Annotated in this window: 22 protein-coding genes; 12 read left to right on the plus strand and 10 right to left on the minus strand. The window is 56.0% G+C overall.

Annotated elements, in window-relative coordinates:
• Window positions 1-677: 677 nt before the first annotated feature.
• The 7 genes from SCT_RS10395 to SCT_RS10430 form a co-directional block, all read right to left on the minus strand.
• On the minus strand, window positions 678-1250 hold the full coding sequence (locus tag SCT_RS10395; RefSeq protein WP_059422606.1) for a GNAT family N-acetyltransferase: 573 nt from the start codon (window positions 1248-1250) through the stop codon (window positions 678-680).
• Between the two features lie 29 nt (window positions 1251-1279).
• Window positions 1280-1783: a GNAT family N-acetyltransferase gene (locus tag SCT_RS10400; protein WP_059422610.1), complete on the minus strand. Its 504-nt coding sequence runs from the start codon at window positions 1781-1783 to the stop codon at window positions 1280-1282.
• The gene (locus SCT_RS10405; RefSeq protein WP_059422613.1) at window positions 1783-2415 is read right to left on the minus strand and encodes a DNA-3-methyladenine glycosylase I; all 633 of its coding nucleotides are present in this window, start codon (window positions 2413-2415) and stop codon (window positions 1783-1785) included. Before SCT_RS10405 ends, SCT_RS10400 begins: the two co-directional genes overlap by 1 nt.
• Window positions 2416-2517: 102 nt before the next feature.
• Window positions 2518-3066, minus strand: coding sequence for a D-alanyl-D-alanine carboxypeptidase family protein (locus tag SCT_RS10410; RefSeq protein WP_059422615.1), 549 nt, complete (start codon window positions 3064-3066; stop codon window positions 2518-2520).
• Window positions 3067-3181: 115 nt separating this feature from the next.
• The gene (locus SCT_RS10415; RefSeq protein WP_159107895.1) at window positions 3182-3574 is read right to left on the minus strand and encodes a hypothetical protein; all 393 of its coding nucleotides are present in this window, start codon (window positions 3572-3574) and stop codon (window positions 3182-3184) included.
• A gap of 579 nt (window positions 3575-4153) precedes the next feature.
• Complete coding sequence (locus SCT_RS10425; RefSeq protein ID WP_059422622.1) at window positions 4154-4714, minus strand: hypothetical protein; 561 nt, start codon at window positions 4712-4714, stop codon at window positions 4154-4156.
• An 80-nt stretch (window positions 4715-4794) separates the two neighbouring features.
• Window positions 4795-5181, minus strand: coding sequence for a hypothetical protein (locus SCT_RS10430; RefSeq protein ID WP_059422625.1), 387 nt, complete (start codon window positions 5179-5181; stop codon window positions 4795-4797).
• Window positions 5182-5333: 152 nt separating this feature from the next.
• Here SCT_RS10430 and SCT_RS10435 point away from each other — a divergent pair, with 152 nt between their 5' ends.
• A complete protein-coding gene (locus SCT_RS10435) occupies window positions 5334-5549 on the plus strand; it encodes a hypothetical protein (RefSeq protein WP_059422627.1) in 216 nt (71 codons plus the stop codon).
• A gap of 65 nt (window positions 5550-5614) precedes the next feature.
• Here the strand turns inward: SCT_RS10435 and SCT_RS16805 are convergent, their stop codons facing one another.
• The 3 genes from SCT_RS16805 to SCT_RS17135 all read right to left on the minus strand — a co-directional run bounded on the left by SCT_RS16805 (window position 5615) and on the right by SCT_RS17135 (window position 6857).
• Entirely contained in the window at window positions 5615-5863 is a 249-nt protein-coding gene (locus tag SCT_RS16805; RefSeq protein ID WP_202812143.1) for a DUF2798 domain-containing protein, read from the minus strand.
• 7 nt (window positions 5864-5870) lie between these two features.
• Complete coding sequence (locus SCT_RS10440) at window positions 5871-6299, minus strand: carboxymuconolactone decarboxylase family protein (RefSeq protein ID WP_059422628.1); 429 nt, start codon at window positions 6297-6299, stop codon at window positions 5871-5873.
• Window positions 6300-6485: 186 nt separating this feature from the next.
• Complete coding sequence (locus tag SCT_RS17135) at window positions 6486-6857, minus strand: hypothetical protein (protein ID WP_144408260.1); 372 nt, start codon at window positions 6855-6857, stop codon at window positions 6486-6488.
• A gap of 150 nt (window positions 6858-7007) precedes the next feature.
• Here SCT_RS17135 and SCT_RS10445 point away from each other — a divergent pair, with 150 nt between their 5' ends.
• The 11 genes from SCT_RS10445 to gloA all read left to right on the plus strand — a co-directional run bounded on the left by SCT_RS10445 (window position 7008) and on the right by gloA (window position 16064).
• Window positions 7008-7991, plus strand: coding sequence for an integron integrase (locus SCT_RS10445; protein ID WP_059422632.1), 984 nt, complete (start codon window positions 7008-7010; stop codon window positions 7989-7991).
• Between the two features lie 47 nt (window positions 7992-8038).
• Entirely contained in the window at window positions 8039-9556 is a 1518-nt protein-coding gene (gene lnt, locus SCT_RS10450) for an apolipoprotein N-acyltransferase (protein ID WP_059422784.1), read from the plus strand.
• Window positions 9553-9795, plus strand: coding sequence for a GIY-YIG nuclease family protein (locus tag SCT_RS10455; protein WP_059422634.1), 243 nt, complete (start codon window positions 9553-9555; stop codon window positions 9793-9795). The genes lnt and SCT_RS10455 overlap by 4 nt, the downstream gene beginning before the upstream one ends.
• Before the next feature lie 73 nt (window positions 9796-9868).
• Window positions 9869-10096 carry a ParD-like family protein gene (locus SCT_RS10460; protein WP_059422635.1) on the plus strand — a complete coding sequence of 76 codons (228 nt, stop codon included), beginning with the start codon at window positions 9869-9871 and terminating at the stop codon, window positions 10094-10096.
• Window positions 10089-10364 (plus strand): type II toxin-antitoxin system RelE/ParE family toxin, encoded by a 276-nt coding sequence (locus SCT_RS10465; RefSeq protein ID WP_059422637.1) that lies wholly within the window; start codon window positions 10089-10091, stop codon window positions 10362-10364. Before SCT_RS10460 ends, SCT_RS10465 begins: the two co-directional genes overlap by 8 nt.
• Window positions 10365-10445: 81 nt before the next feature.
• The gene (gene glyQ / locus SCT_RS10470) at window positions 10446-11366 is read left to right on the plus strand and encodes a glycine--tRNA ligase subunit alpha (protein WP_059422786.1); all 921 of its coding nucleotides are present in this window, start codon (window positions 10446-10448) and stop codon (window positions 11364-11366) included.
• Window positions 11363-13483 carry a glycine--tRNA ligase subunit beta gene (gene glyS / locus SCT_RS10475; protein WP_059422639.1) on the plus strand — a complete coding sequence of 707 codons (2121 nt, stop codon included), beginning with the start codon at window positions 11363-11365 and terminating at the stop codon, window positions 13481-13483. Before glyQ ends, glyS begins: the two co-directional genes overlap by 4 nt.
• Before the next feature lie 21 nt (window positions 13484-13504).
• A complete protein-coding gene (gene gmhB, locus SCT_RS10480) occupies window positions 13505-14047 on the plus strand; it encodes a D-glycero-beta-D-manno-heptose 1,7-bisphosphate 7-phosphatase (protein WP_059422788.1) in 543 nt (180 codons plus the stop codon).
• On the plus strand, window positions 14044-14760 hold the full coding sequence (locus SCT_RS10485; protein WP_059422641.1) for a 1-acyl-sn-glycerol-3-phosphate acyltransferase: 717 nt from the start codon (window positions 14044-14046) through the stop codon (window positions 14758-14760). The genes gmhB and SCT_RS10485 overlap by 4 nt, the downstream gene beginning before the upstream one ends.
• A 2-nt stretch (window positions 14761-14762) precedes the next feature.
• The gene (locus SCT_RS10490) at window positions 14763-15506 is read left to right on the plus strand and encodes a M48 family metallopeptidase (RefSeq protein ID WP_059422644.1); all 744 of its coding nucleotides are present in this window, start codon (window positions 14763-14765) and stop codon (window positions 15504-15506) included.
• Window positions 15507-15686: 180 nt separating this feature from the next.
• Window positions 15687-16064, plus strand: a complete 378-nt coding sequence (gene gloA, locus SCT_RS10495; protein WP_059422646.1) for a lactoylglutathione lyase — start codon at window positions 15687-15689, stop codon at window positions 16062-16064.
• Window positions 16065-16081 lie beyond the last annotated feature (17 nt).

The raw sequence follows: 16081 nt of genomic DNA on the forward strand, positions 1-16081 counted from the left end.
CTAAGGGGCAAGCTGGAGGTGGGCGAAGCCCGCCATAAGCCTGTCCCGCTTGAGCGCCTTGTTATGTGTGGCCCTCCGTTTGTTTTAAGGGGGGTTGACCCTGCATTATGCTGCCGCGCACGGGACGAGAAAAGAATGTTTTCTTCAACAATCCGACTGAAAATCGTTCATCACGATTCCACGGAAAGAGCGATACACAGCGTGCCATCGTACAGTAGCCAAATATCAATTGTGCCCACGTTCCCACAGTAGGCACCCAATAAACTATCTGCAACGGTTCTGGGAGCGCAACAAGAAGAAGCATCAAATACCAAAATCGAACCTGGACTGGAAAAGCAGTAATGCTGTGCTCTCGTATTGTGAAGTGTATTAACTGGAATATAGTGAGACCTATGGCAAAGAAGAATCCAATTGGGTATCCGGCAACACCTGCAGTAAGAAGGCATGCGGTCACAAACCAGTACCGCCAGCTGAGTTCTTTGTAATCGATCATAAACATAATATCCCCCCTAAAGTTTTCATCACACATAACGTCCAAATTGAGGGTGCCGGGGCTGGCCGATTACAAAACTTGGCCGAAGCCCCGAAAGTTCAAAAATTCACAGGCCGTAAAGAGAACGCATATCGGCCAGTCCCGCTCGAATGCAGAGTTAGGCTGGGTGCTTGATTGCAAGATTTTACCCCGCGACTTTTTGTTGTGCCACCCATTGATCATATGACAACCGATACAAGCAGTGTTGGCGAAGTGAACTACCCACCGGCACATGGGGGTGCTCAAATGTTTCGGCAGTCTCACACATGCCAAGCCTTTCCATAACTGTACGTGACCTGAGATTGCGAGCTGTGGTAAAGGATACGATCTCCGGCAAACTAAGCAACTCGAAGCCAACGCGAAGAGCAGCCCTTGCGGCCTCAGTAGCGAAACCCTTGCCCCAGTATTGGAAGGCGAGCCGCCAGCCAATTTCGATACACGGAGAAAATGGAAGCTCGGCAATCGGTACGTGCAACCCTACAAAACCAATGAATTGACAGGTTTCCTTCGTTTCGGCAACCCAAAATCCCCAACCGCGCTCTGCGATTAGAGATTGGCAACGGTCAGCCATTGCGTCGCTTGCTGTTCGATCAAGCGACGCAGGAAAGAACTCCATGACCTTCGGGTCTGCGTTAAGCGTAGCGAATGGCTCACGGTCATTTGGGTGCCACTGACGCAAACGGAGGCGTTTAGTCTCGAACTCGATTAGGTTGGTCATTAATTCGTGATGACGCTTAACGTAGGAATTCAGCGGACGAAAAACACGTAGCTTTTGGCTGTACGCTGGAATGAAAGGTTAGGCTGTACCTCTGGATACAATTGGTTCTCCATCAGGAAGAACTCATCATCGTCGTTCACAACAGTCCAGCCTTCTCGTTCATAGAATCGCTTTGCCCCAGTGTTAATCTTGAATACTCGTAGCATTAGGTTTTTGCCGCCATCGTGAGAAATTTTCAGGATTTCTGACAGCACCTTTGCTCCAATTCCAATAGACCTTGTTTCAGGCTTGAGAATCAACATTCGCAGATAGTCTGTTTTTTCACCGAGTTCGACTTGGAAGTAGCCGGAAATAATTGAATCAGTTTCAATAAGGTAGGTCACAGAGGATACGAAGGCTTTTGCAAAGTCGGTGTCTTGCCATGATTGATCCCAACCCCAAATACACTCGATGTAGGCCTTCATAGCTTCATCGTAGAGCTGCCGAACTATGGACATTTCCTCTGGAAGTGCTGCTCGGGTTGTGGTGTTCATTAACGGCTTAACGGTAAAGCTCTGTCGCGCCGCTTTCTGGCGTCGGCTGGAGCGTCTTGTTGGGCGATCTTCTTCACTTCATCATGGCGAAAACAACCAACGACGTGGTCATTCACCATCCCGACAGCCTGCATGAAGGCATAACAAATAGTAGATCCAACGAAGTTAAATCCCCGTTTCTTCAGGTCTTTGCTTATCGTGTCAGATAGTGCGGTTCTGGCAGGCACCTCGACCAGCGATCGCCACGCATTCTGCCTGGGGTGATGGTCGACATAACGCCAAATGAAAGAGTCGAAGGAACCGAACTCTTCTCTGATTGCGAGGACGCCTCGTGCATTTCTAATGGTCGATTCAATCTTCAGGCGATTCCGCACGATACCGGGATCTGCCAGCAGTCGCTGAACATCCGTCGCGGAATAGCTAGCCACCTTATGCGGATCAAATCCGTGGAAAGCATTGCGATAGTTGTCTCGCTTCTTGAGGACGGTTAGCCAACTCAGACCTGCTTGCGCGCCCTCGAGAATTAGCAACTCGAAAAGACCGCGATCATCATGTAGCGGTACTCCCCATTCGTCATCGTGATATTTTACATACAGCAAATCAGTACCGCACCATTCGCATCTGTTTTTCATACGCTTCAATTCCAACGTTAAAAATCACCAGCCTGCGCGGCTTTGTGCGCAGGTCCGGTGGATTGCAGGGTTAACGTTTGAGTTCAGGGGCGCTGCGCGGCTTCATCGCGCAGCGTCCGCTGGAACGATGGGTTGGGCGTTGTTGAAGCACCAGTGCCAAGGCTCAAACTGGTAACCGTAGTTATTGCCAATGGGATAAGAGAGATAGTAGCCAAATTCGGAAGCACGCGCACGAAGCCAAGCAAATGCAGATGTTTGCTCGAATTCAAGCTCCAGCGAGCGGCAGCCAGGGCTTGATAGGTCAACGGCGCGTCCAGTGTGGTGCTCGCTGAACCCGGGCGGAGCGCACACGGTAAGTATGTCTTCGATAGGCGCGCCGGCCTCAAGCTTTCGGCGAACAATCTCGGTTTGGCGGTCGATGCTACGGAAGGCGGAGACTATGAATAGCGAAACACCATCGCTAAGGGCTGCGGACTTGAGATTGTGCCAAGCGTTCGCTGCGGCGGGAACCAGCAGGTGATCTTTGCCGTCGGCCCCAACTTCAGCAACTTCAAGACAGGACGCTTCCTCGCACTCGCAAAAGCCTCGAGCCGCCAAGAACTGGCTTGGAATACCCAGATCAGAATTTAGCGAAACAAGGCGAGGATTCATCACGGATCAAGACGCCCAACGTAGAGGTGAGGGGCGCGGAGTGAGCGGAGCGAAAATAGGCGAAGCCCGCCCCGCTTGTGGAGCGTCCCTCTCGACCGTAATGTTAGAGGTTGCACTATCCATGACGACCCCGTTTGACAATGGCATGGTAGCCCGACCCCGTAATAAATACTAACGCAACAGCCAGAACCTTTAGAGCGGTAGAGCCAATGAGGATTGGCACTGTAACGCCATCGAAGAAAGCGGCCGAGCCGGCTGAAATGAGATAAACCACTGCACTAGTAAAACTGTGAATAGCAATGCCAACAAGAGCAAGGGTAACGCCTGATGTCATACTCAATTTACTGCTGAATACAGCAGATACAACAGGTGCGGCGATGGCAATGGGCGCAAGGACTTGAATGGCCACTATAGAGAGGTTTTCATGAGAAAAATCGGGGACTATCAGCGCCATAAGCACTGAAATACCTAAGACCCATGCGACAAGTTTCAATGGAGCCACTTGCATTTAACCTCTAACGTTGGACATAACCGGCGCCAGCGGTTTTATCGCTGGCGTCCGTGTTGATGGATAGGTTAGGCACAGGCGCACAGGGTTTCCAAGCCGAGGTTCGAGCGACATGCCAATGTTTTACCGTGCACACGATGATGTTCCAATTATTCGGGCAAGTGAGGAAAGAACTTGGAGCTAAATATTGTGCGTGAGACCGCCCACGTGAGCGCCAAACTTAGCCAAGCAAAAGGCGTTGCTATGAAGGTGCCGAGCCCTCCCTGAGCACAGCCGGCACCATAACAGGTTCGAAGCTCATAGAACTCTATGGCGAATATGATGACATAACCAAGAACGCCAACTGAGCATGCAACTATGAGAAGCAGAGCAAGGGTGGCTCTGAGACGATATGCCTTGAGGAATGGGGGCGCCATACGCCACAGGCGGATGAAGATCAGCCCAAGAATGAACACAGAAGGCATGCCGAAAATACCTTCAATTAGCAGAATCCTAACTTCAGACATAATGTAATGTGCCTAACGTAGAAGTAACCGGCGCTGCGCGGCTTTATCGCGCAGCGTCCGGTTGACTGCCGGGTTATGCACTTTGCGTCACCAAGCGTGCAGCAAACAAGAACAGCCAATAGACCAAGGTTGAGGCCCCGAGGAACATGAGCAGGCCAATAAGCAGAACGACGAACTTTGAGGGCTGAGGGGTTGGGATTGCATTGATGATATTTGCCATTCCCTCGTCGGACTTTGTGTACGCGTTGACTTGGCTCCATGTGAGTGGCGGGAAATAGAGATATGAAATTGAGACTTGCTCGCTAGGCACAAGAGTTGGAATAAGGATCTCGGCAGAACCGTTGGAGCTTTCGAGCACGGTATAGCTTACGGGAGGATAAATCTGAAAGCCTTTGGGCAGAAAGTTATGCCCAACACGGATGTTATGTGCCGTCTTTTTCCCGGCATTACGGACGACAATGCAGTGAGTATTGACCTGCGTATTTTTGTCATCGTTTAGCGGGATTGCAGACGAGTGGACTAGATACGAGATCAGCTTTGGCTTGCCCTCGAAATATCGCTTCGCTATTGCGCCTATCAGAGCGGCGATAAGCGGTGACAGGAGTTTCGCGATTACTTCAATGTCGAGTGGCATAGTGATTCCTAAGTGCATAACGTTTGAATTCACCGGCCTGCGCGGCTTTTCGCGCAGGTCCGGTGGAATGATGGGTTGGGCTAAGCGAAGTGGCTCCATTTAGACCGAACCAAGAAAGCGATGAGCACAAGTCCAAGAAAGCTTGGCACTGCGTCTTGGACGGAGGGATACACGAGCGTACCAAATGCAATGCCAGGCAGAAAAGTTAGCGCGAGCAGATATATACCCCACTTCTTCCATAAGATTGCAGCAATGCCCCCTACGATGCGCAACCCCCACAGGATGGTTGATGCGTAGGCGAAGAACTGAACTTGAGAAGGATAAGATTGCAATGTGTCGAAGTCCTTAGAAATTGCAAGTAGATTGCTCAGGAACAAGTAAGCGCTGGTAACGACTACAAGCCAGAGAAAGCCGTTGAGAAAAGTGCCACGACGCTTTGTGTCTACCACTTCGGAATGATCACTCATCGGAAAGCCCAACGATCAAATTGAGGGGCTGGCCGCCACGAAACTTGGACGTAGCCCCGAGAGTTCAATAACCGACAGGCCGTGAAGAGTGTGCATACAGCCAGTCCCGCTCGAATGCAGGGTTGGGCGTGAGTCGAAGAAAGGAAATGAACATGCCTTGGTACGAAGTGATTGTAAAAGCCAGCCAGCAAATATTGGTCGAAGCCGAAACCCCGGAAGAGGCTGCCACCGTTGCCTTTGATGAGGCATTCGGGATGGAGCAATGCGAAAAGGAATGCGATTACCCGAAAGCGACCGTGGGAGGAACCGAACTTGAGAGCCTGAAGCGGCACGCGGATTTGATATTGCCGGATGGTGATGATGAATGACGCCCAACGTGGAGCTAAGGGGCTGCGCGCTTTTGCGCAGTCCCGCTTGAGCGCAGAGTTAGGTTTCATGTTGAGTCAGAGCGAGTTGTCGTGAGATAGCCAACCACCCGCCGTACAGTAGGGGCAACTACGAGAACAGTAGGAAATGCAATCGGGAAAGTAGTAGCGACGCTCCTTGCCCATCGCGCAAGAAAGTCAGTGGCGATTCCTTGATTAACCACGATAACTGCTGCCGATACGATGGAAACCATAATGATTGACAGAAGAGCCCCAAAAATAATGGGAGCAAAACGAGGCGGAATGGAGCCACGCATAAACTATCTATTGCCTCATGCTAATTGCAAGGCGATTCAGTGCGTTCATATTTGATATGGCAAATGTTAGATCTGATATTTCCTTGTCCGTAAAGAACTCCCGCAGTGTGGCGAAAACGTCGTCTGGTGCATGTGTGTTTGATATGTGCGTCAGCGCCTCTGCCCAAGCAAGTGCGGCACGCTCCTTTCCAGAGAAAGCATTACTTGCATGCCATCCAGCCAAACTGTCTAGCTTGTCTTGAGACTCACCATAATCGCGTAGAGTCTTGGAGTGTTTCTTTAGGCAAAACGAGCATCCATTGATTTGAGACACCCGTAGATAAATCAGCTCGACTAACTGTCGACCTAGCGAACTATCTTGAATACACAAGCCAACGGCGCGAAGACCCGCTAAGGCTTCAGGTGAGAGATCAAAGTACGGAAGGCGAAGTTTCATCGTTTCTCCTTACAAATTCGCGTAGCAGTATGGCCACTGCTGAAACCTAACGTAGAAGTGAGGGGCTGGCCGACCACCGAAAATGACCAGAGCCCAAAGCGTGTAATTTACCACAGGCCATGCAAAGCGCCGCTTCACGGCCAGTCCGCTCGACTGCCGAGTTAGAGCGCATTTGTGACCGGGGTTTCATTTGATGGGCCGGCGAACTTGTTTCCATAGTGACCAAGCGGATATTGCAAATGCGAGGGATGCAACAGTTGTCACGAAGGCCATGCCATATGTACCAAAAGCTTCATAAGCTGCAATATTTAGCCAAGACCAACGACCTGTGAAGGGAGGCAAATTTGGGCTTAACCATTGAGATATTGCGCTAACGGCGGCTATTGCGGCAACTCCGGCGGCCCCTTGATATTTGGCAGATTGGGAAGCGTTCCAGCCGTTCTGTATTTTTTGGCGAATGTCTGTGTCGGGTGCGCCTTGATCAATTCTTCGGCGATCCCAGCGAACGAACACAAGGAACGCTATAAAAAAAAGCAAAAACGATAAGATCGATAACAATTCGATTTCTCCGCGCGCTTTGCGCTCTAACGTAAAGTGTGCATCCTAAAATGACGCTTTATAAAGCGTCATTTCTGATGATATGGCCTGCACTGTGATCAAAAAATGGTTTAATATCATTTTGTTCCTGTTTTTTAGGGCATCCTAAAAATGACTGACTCTACCGCCTTGTCTACTTCGCCGCGCTTGTTGGATCAGGTACGCGGGAAAATTCGTTTAAAGCACTACAGTATCCGCACCGAGCAGGCTTATCTAGATTGGATTAAACGATTTATTTGTCATTATGGCAAGCGCCATCCGAATGAGATGGGCGCGCGTGAGGTGGAGGAGTTTTTGACATGGCTTGCAGTTGAAGGGCGGGTGGCGGCTTCTACGCAGAATCAGGCTAAAAGCGCCTTGCTATTTCTTTATCGCGAGGTTTTGGGGGCAGATTTGCCCTGGCTTGAGAACGTGGAACAGGCAAAAACGCCGAAACGGTTGCCAGTGGTGTTGACGCAGGCAGAAGTGCAGGCGCTGTTGCCGCGTCTTTCCGGGACACATTGGTTGGTGGCTAGTTTGCTATATGGGTCGGGAATGCGCCTGATGGAGGCGTTGCGCTTGCGGGTAAAAGATGTGGAATTATCGCGTAAGGAGATTCTGATTCGGGATGGCAAGGGGGCGAAGGATAGGGTGACAATGCTGCCGACCACATTGTTGAATCCTTTGAAGGCACACTTGTTGAAAGTGAAGGCGTTGCACGATCAGGATATTGCGGAGGGGTTTGGTGAGGTGTATTTGCCGCATGCGCTGGATAGGAAATATCCGAATGCGGCGCGGGAGTGGGGTTGGCAATATGTGTTTCCTTCGGGGAATCGTGCGGTAGATCCACGGTCTGGGGCGGTGCGGCGGCATCATGTGCAGGATCAGGCGGTGCAGCGGGCGGTGAAGCAGGCAGTACGGGATGCGGGTTTGGTCAAGCCTGCTACACCCCATACCCTGCGCCACAGCTTCGCGACCCATCTGCTGCAGGCCGGTTACGACATCCGCACGGTGCAGGAGTTGCTTGGCCATTCGGATGTGACTACGACGATGATTTATACGCATGTACTCAATTGTGGCGGCAGAGGCGTGAAGAGTCCGCTGGATATGGAGTAGATGTGACGAGGCGTTCCGCTCTATTCTTTACCCAACTGCCGGTACAGATGGCCTTCGCCCTGATACTCGGGGCGGTCAGCGTTTCCGGATTCGCGCCGGACGCTCTGTTCTTCCTGCCGCTGCTCACGCTGGCGGCGCTGTTTCTGCTCTGGTCGCGGGCCTCGTCGCGCAAGGCTGCGGCCTACACCGGTTTCGCTTTCGGGTTGGGTTTCTTCGGCGCCGGGGTGAGCTGGGTTTACGTCAGCATTCACGAATTCGGCGGTATGCCGATGTTACTTGCGGTAGTGGCGACCTTTTTGTTCTGTCTGGTGCTGTCTCTGTTCCCTGCCGCAGTGGGCTTGCTCCAGGCCGGTCCCGGCGGTCTGACCCGGCGCCGCGCCTTGTTGCTGATGCCGGCGCTGTGGGTGTTGATGGAATGGGTAAGGGGCTGGCTTTTCACTGGATTTCCCTGGCTGGCGCTGGGTTATTCGCAAGCCGTAGCCAGCCCGTTGGCGGGCTTTGCGCCTGTGATCGGTGTCTACGGCGTGTCTCTGATTTCTGCCTTGTGTGCCGGTGCGCTGGCGCTGGCGGCCGATGCCCGGTTGCTCGGGCGCGGCAAGGCAGGCATGGTTTTTCCGGCGATCATCATTCTGGTGCTGGCTGTGGCGGGGTTTGCGCTGAAGCAGGTCGAATGGGTCAAACCGCTGGGCGCGCCGGTTTCGGTCAGCCTGCTGCAGGGCAACATACCGCAGGAGATGAAATGGCGCGAGGACAAGGCCAAGACCACGCTCGACAGTTACATGGCGATGACTCTGGCGAGCTCGGGGCGCCTGATCGTGCTGCCGGAAACGGCGCTGCCGATGTTGTTGCGTGACCTGCCTCTGAGCTACCTGGAAATGCTGTCAGAGCGTGCGCGTGCGCTGGGGGGCGATGTGCTGGTGGGTGTGCCTGAGCATGCCGAGAGCGGGGATTATTTCAACAGCGTGTTGAGTCTCGGCAGTTCGCCGGTGCAGGTTTACCGCAAAGTCCATCTGGTGCCGTTCGGTGAATTTATCCCGTTCAAGCCGCTGTTCGGCTGGATTATTCATGTGCTTCACATCCCGCTGTCGGACTTCGCGCGCGGCGAGATCATCCAGCCGCCATTGCAGGTGGCTGGCCAGAAGGTGGCGATGGCGATCTGCTACGAGGACGTGTTCGGCGAGGAGCTGATCAACCAGCTGCCGGCCGCATCGCTGCTGGTCAATGTCAGCAACGACGCCTGGTTCGGCGATACCGTTGCGCCCTGGCAGCACCTGCAGATTTCGCAGATGCGCGCGCTGGAGGCCGGCCGCTATATGCTGCGCGCCACCAATACCGGCATCACCGCCATCATCAACCAGCGCGGCGAAGTGCTGAAGCGCGCGCGGGAATTCACCGTCACCCGGCTGGAGGGCGAGGCTCAGGGTTTTGCCGGGGCGACGCCGTATGTGCGATTCGGAAATTTCCCGCTACTCGGGTTGTTGGGGCTGCTGCTTGCGGCGAACCGGATCGCAGGCAAGGTGATGACAGCCAGAGAAAAACAAAAGCCGGGGCGCCGGAGACGATGAGCGGATGGTATTGCTATATGCTGGAATGTGCCGACGGCACGCTTTACACCGGCATTACCAACGACCTGGAAAAGCGCCTGGCGGCGCACAACAGCGGCACGGCGTCGAAATATACGCGCAGTCGCCTTCCGGTCAAAATAGCCTTCACCGAGACCCAGCCTGACCGCGCTTCTGCGAGCCGGCGCGAGTTGGAGATTAAGCGCCTGCCGCGCAGCGCGAAACTGGATTTGATGCGCTGAGCCGCTTATTTGATTGCAGCCACTCCACAAACGAAATACACTACAAATGTAGTAAATTAATCGGAGGCCCTCAATGAGTTTACCTGTACGAATCGACGAAGCGCTTTATGAGCACGCCAGAGATGTGGCCAAGGCTGAGCACCGGACGATTGCCGGGCAGATCGAGTTCTGGGCGACTGTCGGCCGAACCGCGCTCGACAACCCGGATTTGCCTACCGATTTTATCGTTGAGTTGCTGCGAGCCAAGCATGAGTCGCGGGAAAATTTGACCCGCTTTGTGCCAGGGCAACTTCGTGGCTGAAATCGAGGTTATCCAGACCAATGCTTTTCTGAGAGCCTACAAGCGGCTACATAACAACCAGAAAGATGCGGTGGATGAGGCAGTGGCCGCCATCGTGGCAAACCCGGAACTGGGCGAGGCCAAGAAGGGCGATCTGGCCGGCGTGTTCGTTTATAAATTCCAATGCATCAAGCAGCAATGCCTGTTGGCGTATGAATACGACCCATCGACACGGGTTTTGCTGCTGCTGGGTAGCCATGAAAATTTTTACCGGGAACTGAAGCGCTAGTCCGCACTTTTGGCGCAGGGTTTTTACCGGCCCGGAAAAGAAGTAAAATCAACCCCTTTCAAAAAATCGAACAACGAAATAATGCTGACTTTCCAGGAAATCATTCTCACGCTGCAGAAATACTGGGCCGAACGCGGCTGCGCCCTGCTGCAGCCCTACGACATGGAAGTGGGCGCGGGCACTAGCCATACCGCCACCTTCCTGCGCGCCATCGGCCCCGAACCGTGGCGTGCCGCCTACGTTCAGCCCTCGCGCCGACCCAAGGATGGCCGCTACGGCGAGAATCCCAACCGTCTCCAGCATTACTACCAATTCCAGGTGGTGCTGAAGCCCGCTCCTGAAAACATCCTGGAACTTTACCTGGGCTCGCTGGAAGAACTGGGCTTCGACCTCAAGAGCAACGACATCCGCTTCGTCGAGGACGACTGGGAAAATCCCACCCTGGGCGCCTGGGGCTTGGGCTGGGAAGTCTGGCTGAACGGTATGGAAGTGACTCAGTTCACTTATTTCCAGCAGGTCGGCGGCATCGACTGCAAGCCGATCACCGGCGAGATCACCTACGGCCTGGAGCGGCTGGCGATGTATCTGCAGGGCGTCGAGAACGTTTTCGACCTGACTTGGACCAAGGGCCTCAGCTATCGCGACGTGTATCACCAGAACGAGGTGGAGCAGTCCACCTACAATTTCGAGCACAGCGATGTGGAATTCCTGCTCACCGCCTTCAACGCCCACGAGAAACAGGCCAGGCACCTGATGGAAAGCCAGCTGGCCCTGCCGGCCTACGAGCAGGTGCTGAAAACCGCGCACACCTTCAACCTGCTGGATGCCCGCGGCGCCATTTCGGTGACCGAACGCGCCGCCTACATCGGCCGCATCCGCAACCTGGCGCGCAGCGTTGCCCAGAGCTACCTGGATAGCCGCGCAAGGCTCGGCTTCCCGATGGCGCCCAAGGATTGGGCCGACGAAGTGCTCGCCCAAATCGAGAAGAAGGTGGCGGCATGAGCATGAAGAATTTGCTGGTCGAAATTTTTGTCGAAGAGCTGCCGCCCAAGGCGCTGAAGAAGCTGGGCGATGCTTTTGCTGCTGCCGTTTCGGATTCTCTCAAGGCGCAGGGGTTGGCCGCAGCCGATGCTGTCGTGACGCCTTACGCCTCGCCGCGCCGTCTGGCGGTGCATGTTGCCGGGGTGGCCGCACAGGCTGCGGACAAGCCGGTTTCGCACAAGCTGATGCCGGTGAACGTGGGGCTGGATGCCGATGGCAAGGTCACTCCTGCGTTGCTGAAGCGGCTCGCTGCGCTGGGGCTGGATGAGTCTACGGTTCCGAATCTGAAGCGCGTCGGCGAGGGTAAGGGCGAAGCGCTGTTTTTCGATAGCGTGGCCAAGGGCGCGACCCTGACGGAAGGGTTGCAGAAGGCGCTGGACGAGGCGCTGGTCAAGCTGCCTATCCCCAAGGTGATGGCTTACCAGCTGCATGAAAACTGTGAACAGCCGGGCTGGAGCACCGTCAACTTCGTGCGCCCTGTGCACGGCTTGGTGGCCCTGCATGGCACGGAGGTGGTGCCAGTGAGTGCGCTCGGACTGAACGCCGGCCGTACCACCCAGGGCCACCGCTTCGAAGCCGCTGTCAGCCCGGTTAGCCTCAAGGATGCCGACAGCTATGCGGCACAGATGAAAAACGAGGGAGCGGTGATCGCCAGTTTCGAAGCGCGCCGCGCCGACATCGTGCGCCAGCTCGATGAAGCGGCGGCGAAAGTCGGCGGCGTGAAGCCGGTGGATGACGATGCCCTGCTGGACGAAGTCACCGGCCTGGTGGAGCGCCCCAATGTGCTGGTCGGCCACTTCGGCCAGGAATTTCTCGGCGTGCCGCAGGAATGCCTGATCCTGACCATGAAGGCAAACCAGAAATACTTCCCGCTGCTGGATATGGCAGGCAAGCTGAGCAACCAGTTTCTGATCGTCTCCAACATCCGCCCGGCTGATCCGAGTGCGGTGATCGGCGGCAACGAACGGGTGGTGCGCCCGCGTCTGGCGGATGCCAAATTCTTCTTCGATCAGGACCGTAAGAAGACCTTGGCTTCGCGCGTGGCGAAGCTGGGTAACGTGGTCTACCACAACAAGTTGGGCACCCAGCTCGAGCGGACTCAGCGTGTCACCAAGCTGGCCGGCGAGATCGCCCGCCATCTCAACGCCAGCGCCGAGCTGGCCGAGCGCGCCGCGCATCTCGCCAAGGCCGACCTGCTCACCGACATGGTGGGCGAATTCCCCGAACTGCAGGGCATCATGGGGCAGTATTACGCACTCCATGATGGCGAGCGAGAGGAAGTGGCGCGCGCCATCGAGCAGCATTACTGGCCGCGCTTCGCCGGCGATGCGCTGCCACAGGATAACATCGGTGCGGCGGCGGCGCTGGCCGACAAGCTGGATACCTTGGTCGGTATCTACGGCATCGGCCTGGTGCCGACTGGTGACAAGGACCCCTTCGGGCTGCGCCGCCATGCCTTGGGCGTGCTGCGCATCCTCGCCGAGAAGGGCCTGCCGCTCGACCTTCTGCAACTGCTGCAGCAGACCCGCGCGCTGTTCCCGACGGAAATGCTGGCCGATAGCGTGGCGCTCGATGTCCACGGCTTCATGCTGGAGCGGCTGAAAGGCTATCTGCGCGACAAGAACTTCGCGCCGGATGAGATCGACGCGGTGGTGAGCCAGGCGCCGACCCGCATCGACCTGGTGGTTCCGCGCCTGGATGCGGTGCGGGCATTCAAGCAACTGCCGGAGGCGGAAGCGCTGGCGGCCGCCAACAAGCGTATCCAGAACATCCTGAAAAAAGCCGGCGAATTGCCGGCGGGTGGGGCGGATCTGGCGCTGATGTCGGAGGCGGCGGAAAAGGCGCTGTTTGGGGCGATGAACGAATTGGCCCCGGGTGTGGTCTCATTTGTTTGCAACGGCGGCTATACTGAGGCGCTTACTGCACTGGCTGGAGTGCGATCCGAGGTGGATTCCTTCTTCGACCAGGTGATGGTGATGGCGGATGAGCCGCAACTGCGCAACAACCGGTTGGCGCTGCTGAAAAGCCTGGGTGAACTGATGAACCAGGTGGCGGATATTTCGAAACTGGTATCCTGACGGGATAGACTTATGCCCCAAATTAAACTGATCATTCTCGATCGCGATGGCGTGGTGAATTACGACAGCGACCAGTTCATCAAGAGCCCGGAAGAGTGGAAGCCCATCCCCGGCAGTCTGGAGGCGATTGCGCGCCTGAATCAGGCCGGGTTCAAGGTGGTGCTTGCGACCAACCAGTCCGGCGTCGGCCGCGGCCTGTTCGACATGGCCATGCTCAACGAAATCCACGACAAGATGCACAAGACTCTGGCCCAGGTTGGTGCGCGCATCGATGCCTGCTTTTTCTGCCCCCACGCCGCCGATTCGGATTGCGGCTGCCGCAAACCCAAGCCCGGCATGTTCCAGGAAATCGCTGCGCGCTTCAACATGAGCCTGGCTGGCGTACCCTGCATCGGCGACAGCCTGCGTGATTTGCAGGCATCGGCGGAAGTGGGCGGCCAGCCGATCCTGGTGCTTACCGGCAAAGGCATGAAAACCCAGGAAAAAGGGGGGCTGCCTGAAAACACCCTGGTTTTCGCTGACCTTGGTGAAGCAGTCAAGCACGTCATCCAGATCAGCGCATGATCTGGATTCGTTCCTTCATCTTCGCTCTGGGGATGTGGCTGTTCACCCCATTCTTTTTTTTCGCAGCCTTCTTTTCTCTGCCCCTCGACCCCGTCACCCGCTACCGCTTGATCGCGCACTGGGCAAAGATCATGCTGCGCTGGCTGAAGCTGACTTGCGGGCTCTCCTACCGCATCGTCGGCCGGGAGAACATCCCCAAAACTCAGGTTATCGTTCTGTCCAAGCACCAGTCGGCGTGGGAGACCCTGGCGTTCCAGGACATTCTGCCGCCGCTGGTTTGGGTGTTGAAACGAGAGCTACTGCGCATCCCGTTTTTCGGCTGGGCGCTGGCCATCGCCAGCCCGATTGCCATCGATCGGGGAGCAGGCAGGGCCGCACTGAAGCAGATCCTGGATCAGGGCAAGGAGCGCTTGGCAAAAGGCTTCTGGGTCGTGGTTTTTCCCGAGGGCACTCGTGTCAGGCCGGGCGAGAAAGGCAAATACAACATCGGCGGCGCCTGGCTCGCCACACATACCGGAACCCCGGTGCTGCCAGTAGCGCATAACGCCGGCGAGTACTGGGGCAAGAACGGTTTTCTCAAGCGGCCCGGTACGATCACTATCAGCTTCGGCCCGCAGATCGATTCGAAAGGGATCAAGGCTGACGAGCTGAACGCGCGGGCTGAAGCCTGGATCGAGGGCGAAATGGCGCACATCGCCGCCAAGGAATCCTAGCCTTGGGTCTCTTCGCCAAACCCCGCGCCGCCAGCGAAACCCGCACCCTCCGGCTGGATGGCCAGGAAATCCCTTATCTGCTCAAGCGCAGCCCGAAACGCCGGACTATCGGTTTGTGCATCGACCATCGAGGTCTGACCGTGAGTGCACCGCAACGGGCTGCCGATAGCCGCCTGGAGCAGGTGCTGAGGGAGCGTTCCGGGTGGCTGTTCGACAAGCTGCGAGAATGGCAGGAGCGCCAGCCGGCCTCCTTTAATTGCACAGACGGGGAAACGCTGCTGTTCCTGGGCAGCGAACTGGTGTTGCGCCTGATGGAAGGCGGCCCACGCGCTCAGTCGCATCTGCTGGAGGACGATACCCTGGTGGTGAAGGTGCCGGATACCGGCGATGCGGAAGTGGTCAGGCGCAAGCTGGAACAGTGGTATCGCGCCGAAGCGCGCCGCCATTTCGTTCAGCGGCTGGAGCATTACTCCAGCCGCATGGGGCTGGCGGTGCGGAACGTGGCCTTGTCCGATGCGCGCACCCGCTGGGGCAGCTGCAACTCGCGCGGCGATATCCGCCTGAGCTGGCGGCTGATCCAGGCGCCCATCAGCCAGATCGATTACGTCGTGGTGCACGAGCTGGCCCATATCCGGGAACTCAACCATTCCCCCCGCTTCTGGGCCATCGTCGAGGAAACTCTGCCCCATTACGCCGTGGCGCAGCGGGCGCTCAAGATTGGTGGCGCCCGCTACCACCGCTTCTAGTGGTCGCCAAGGTAAATCGTAAGTATGCAACACAAATAGACCGCCTCCCCCTTTGTAAAAGGGGGATTGAGGGGGATTTAGCAGACCCGGACTTGCCGCGACCGTTAAATCCCACCTGCCACCCTTTTCAAAGGGGGTATCCCGCTGGTTTAACTTGACTGACTTAGTTGGAGAAAAAGCATGAGAATTCTGCACACCATGATCCGCGTCGGCGACCTGGATAAATCCATCGCTTTCTACACTGATGTGCTGGGCATGAAGCTGCTGCGACGCAAGGAATACCCGGACGGAAAGTACACTTTAGCCTTTGTAGGTTATGGTGAAGAATCCGAGGGTGCGGTGATTGAGCTCACCTACAACTGGGGGGTGTCGAGCTACGAGTTGGGCACTGGCTACGGCCATGTGGCGATTGCCGTTGGTGATATTCGCAAGGCCTGCGAGGCAATTGCGGCCAAGGGTGGCAAGGTGGTGTACGGCCCGGCGCTGCATGGCGGGGCGACGTGGATTGCCTTCGTCGAAGACCCGGATGGGTACAAGATTGAGTTTATCGAGCGGTAGGCAGCTCGAGTAAGGCG

The organism is Sulfuricella sp. T08, assembly GCF_000971475.1.
In the GTDB taxonomy this organism is placed as follows: Bacteria; Pseudomonadota; Gammaproteobacteria; order Burkholderiales; family Sulfuricellaceae; genus Sulfuricella.

Coding starts and splice junctions, on each gene's coding strand:
- SCT_RS10435 (WP_059422627.1), top strand. CDS start 5,334: ATGCCTTGGTACGAAGTGATTGTAAAAGCCAGCCAGCAAATATTGGTC.
- SCT_RS16805 (WP_202812143.1), bottom strand. CDS start 5,863: ATGCGTGGCTCCATTCCGCCTCGTTTTGCTCCCATTATTTTTGGGGCT.
- glyS (WP_059422639.1), top strand. CDS start 11,363: ATGAGCATGAAGAATTTGCTGGTCGAAATTTTTGTCGAAGAGCTGCCG.
- SCT_RS10455 (WP_059422634.1), top strand. CDS start 9,553: ATGAGCGGATGGTATTGCTATATGCTGGAATGTGCCGACGGCACGCTT.
- SCT_RS10445 (WP_059422632.1), top strand. CDS start 7,008: ATGACTGACTCTACCGCCTTGTCTACTTCGCCGCGCTTGTTGGATCAG.
- SCT_RS10410 (WP_059422615.1), bottom strand. CDS start 3,066: ATGAATCCTCGCCTTGTTTCGCTAAATTCTGATCTGGGTATTCCAAGC.
- SCT_RS10440 (WP_059422628.1), bottom strand. CDS start 6,299: ATGAAACTTCGCCTTCCGTACTTTGATCTCTCACCTGAAGCCTTAGCG.
- SCT_RS10405 (WP_059422613.1), bottom strand. CDS start 2,415: ATGAAAAACAGATGCGAATGGTGCGGTACTGATTTGCTGTATGTAAAA.
- SCT_RS10395 (WP_059422606.1), bottom strand. CDS start 1,250: ATGACCAACCTAATCGAGTTCGAGACTAAACGCCTCCGTTTGCGTCAG.
- SCT_RS10485 (WP_059422641.1), top strand. CDS start 14,044: ATGATCTGGATTCGTTCCTTCATCTTCGCTCTGGGGATGTGGCTGTTC.
- lnt (WP_059422784.1), top strand. CDS start 8,039: ATGGCCTTCGCCCTGATACTCGGGGCGGTCAGCGTTTCCGGATTCGCG.
- SCT_RS10460 (WP_059422635.1), top strand. CDS start 9,869: ATGAGTTTACCTGTACGAATCGACGAAGCGCTTTATGAGCACGCCAGA.
- glyQ (WP_059422786.1), top strand. CDS start 10,446: ATGCTGACTTTCCAGGAAATCATTCTCACGCTGCAGAAATACTGGGCC.
- SCT_RS10425 (WP_059422622.1), bottom strand. CDS start 4,714: ATGCCACTCGACATTGAAGTAATCGCGAAACTCCTGTCACCGCTTATC.
- SCT_RS10400 (WP_059422610.1), bottom strand. CDS start 1,783: ATGAACACCACAACCCGAGCAGCACTTCCAGAGGAAATGTCCATAGTT.
- SCT_RS10430 (WP_059422625.1), bottom strand. CDS start 5,181: ATGAGTGATCATTCCGAAGTGGTAGACACAAAGCGTCGTGGCACTTTT.
- SCT_RS10415 (WP_159107895.1), bottom strand. CDS start 3,574: ATGCAAGTGGCTCCATTGAAACTTGTCGCATGGGTCTTAGGTATTTCA.
- gloA (WP_059422646.1), top strand. CDS start 15,687: ATGAGAATTCTGCACACCATGATCCGCGTCGGCGACCTGGATAAATCC.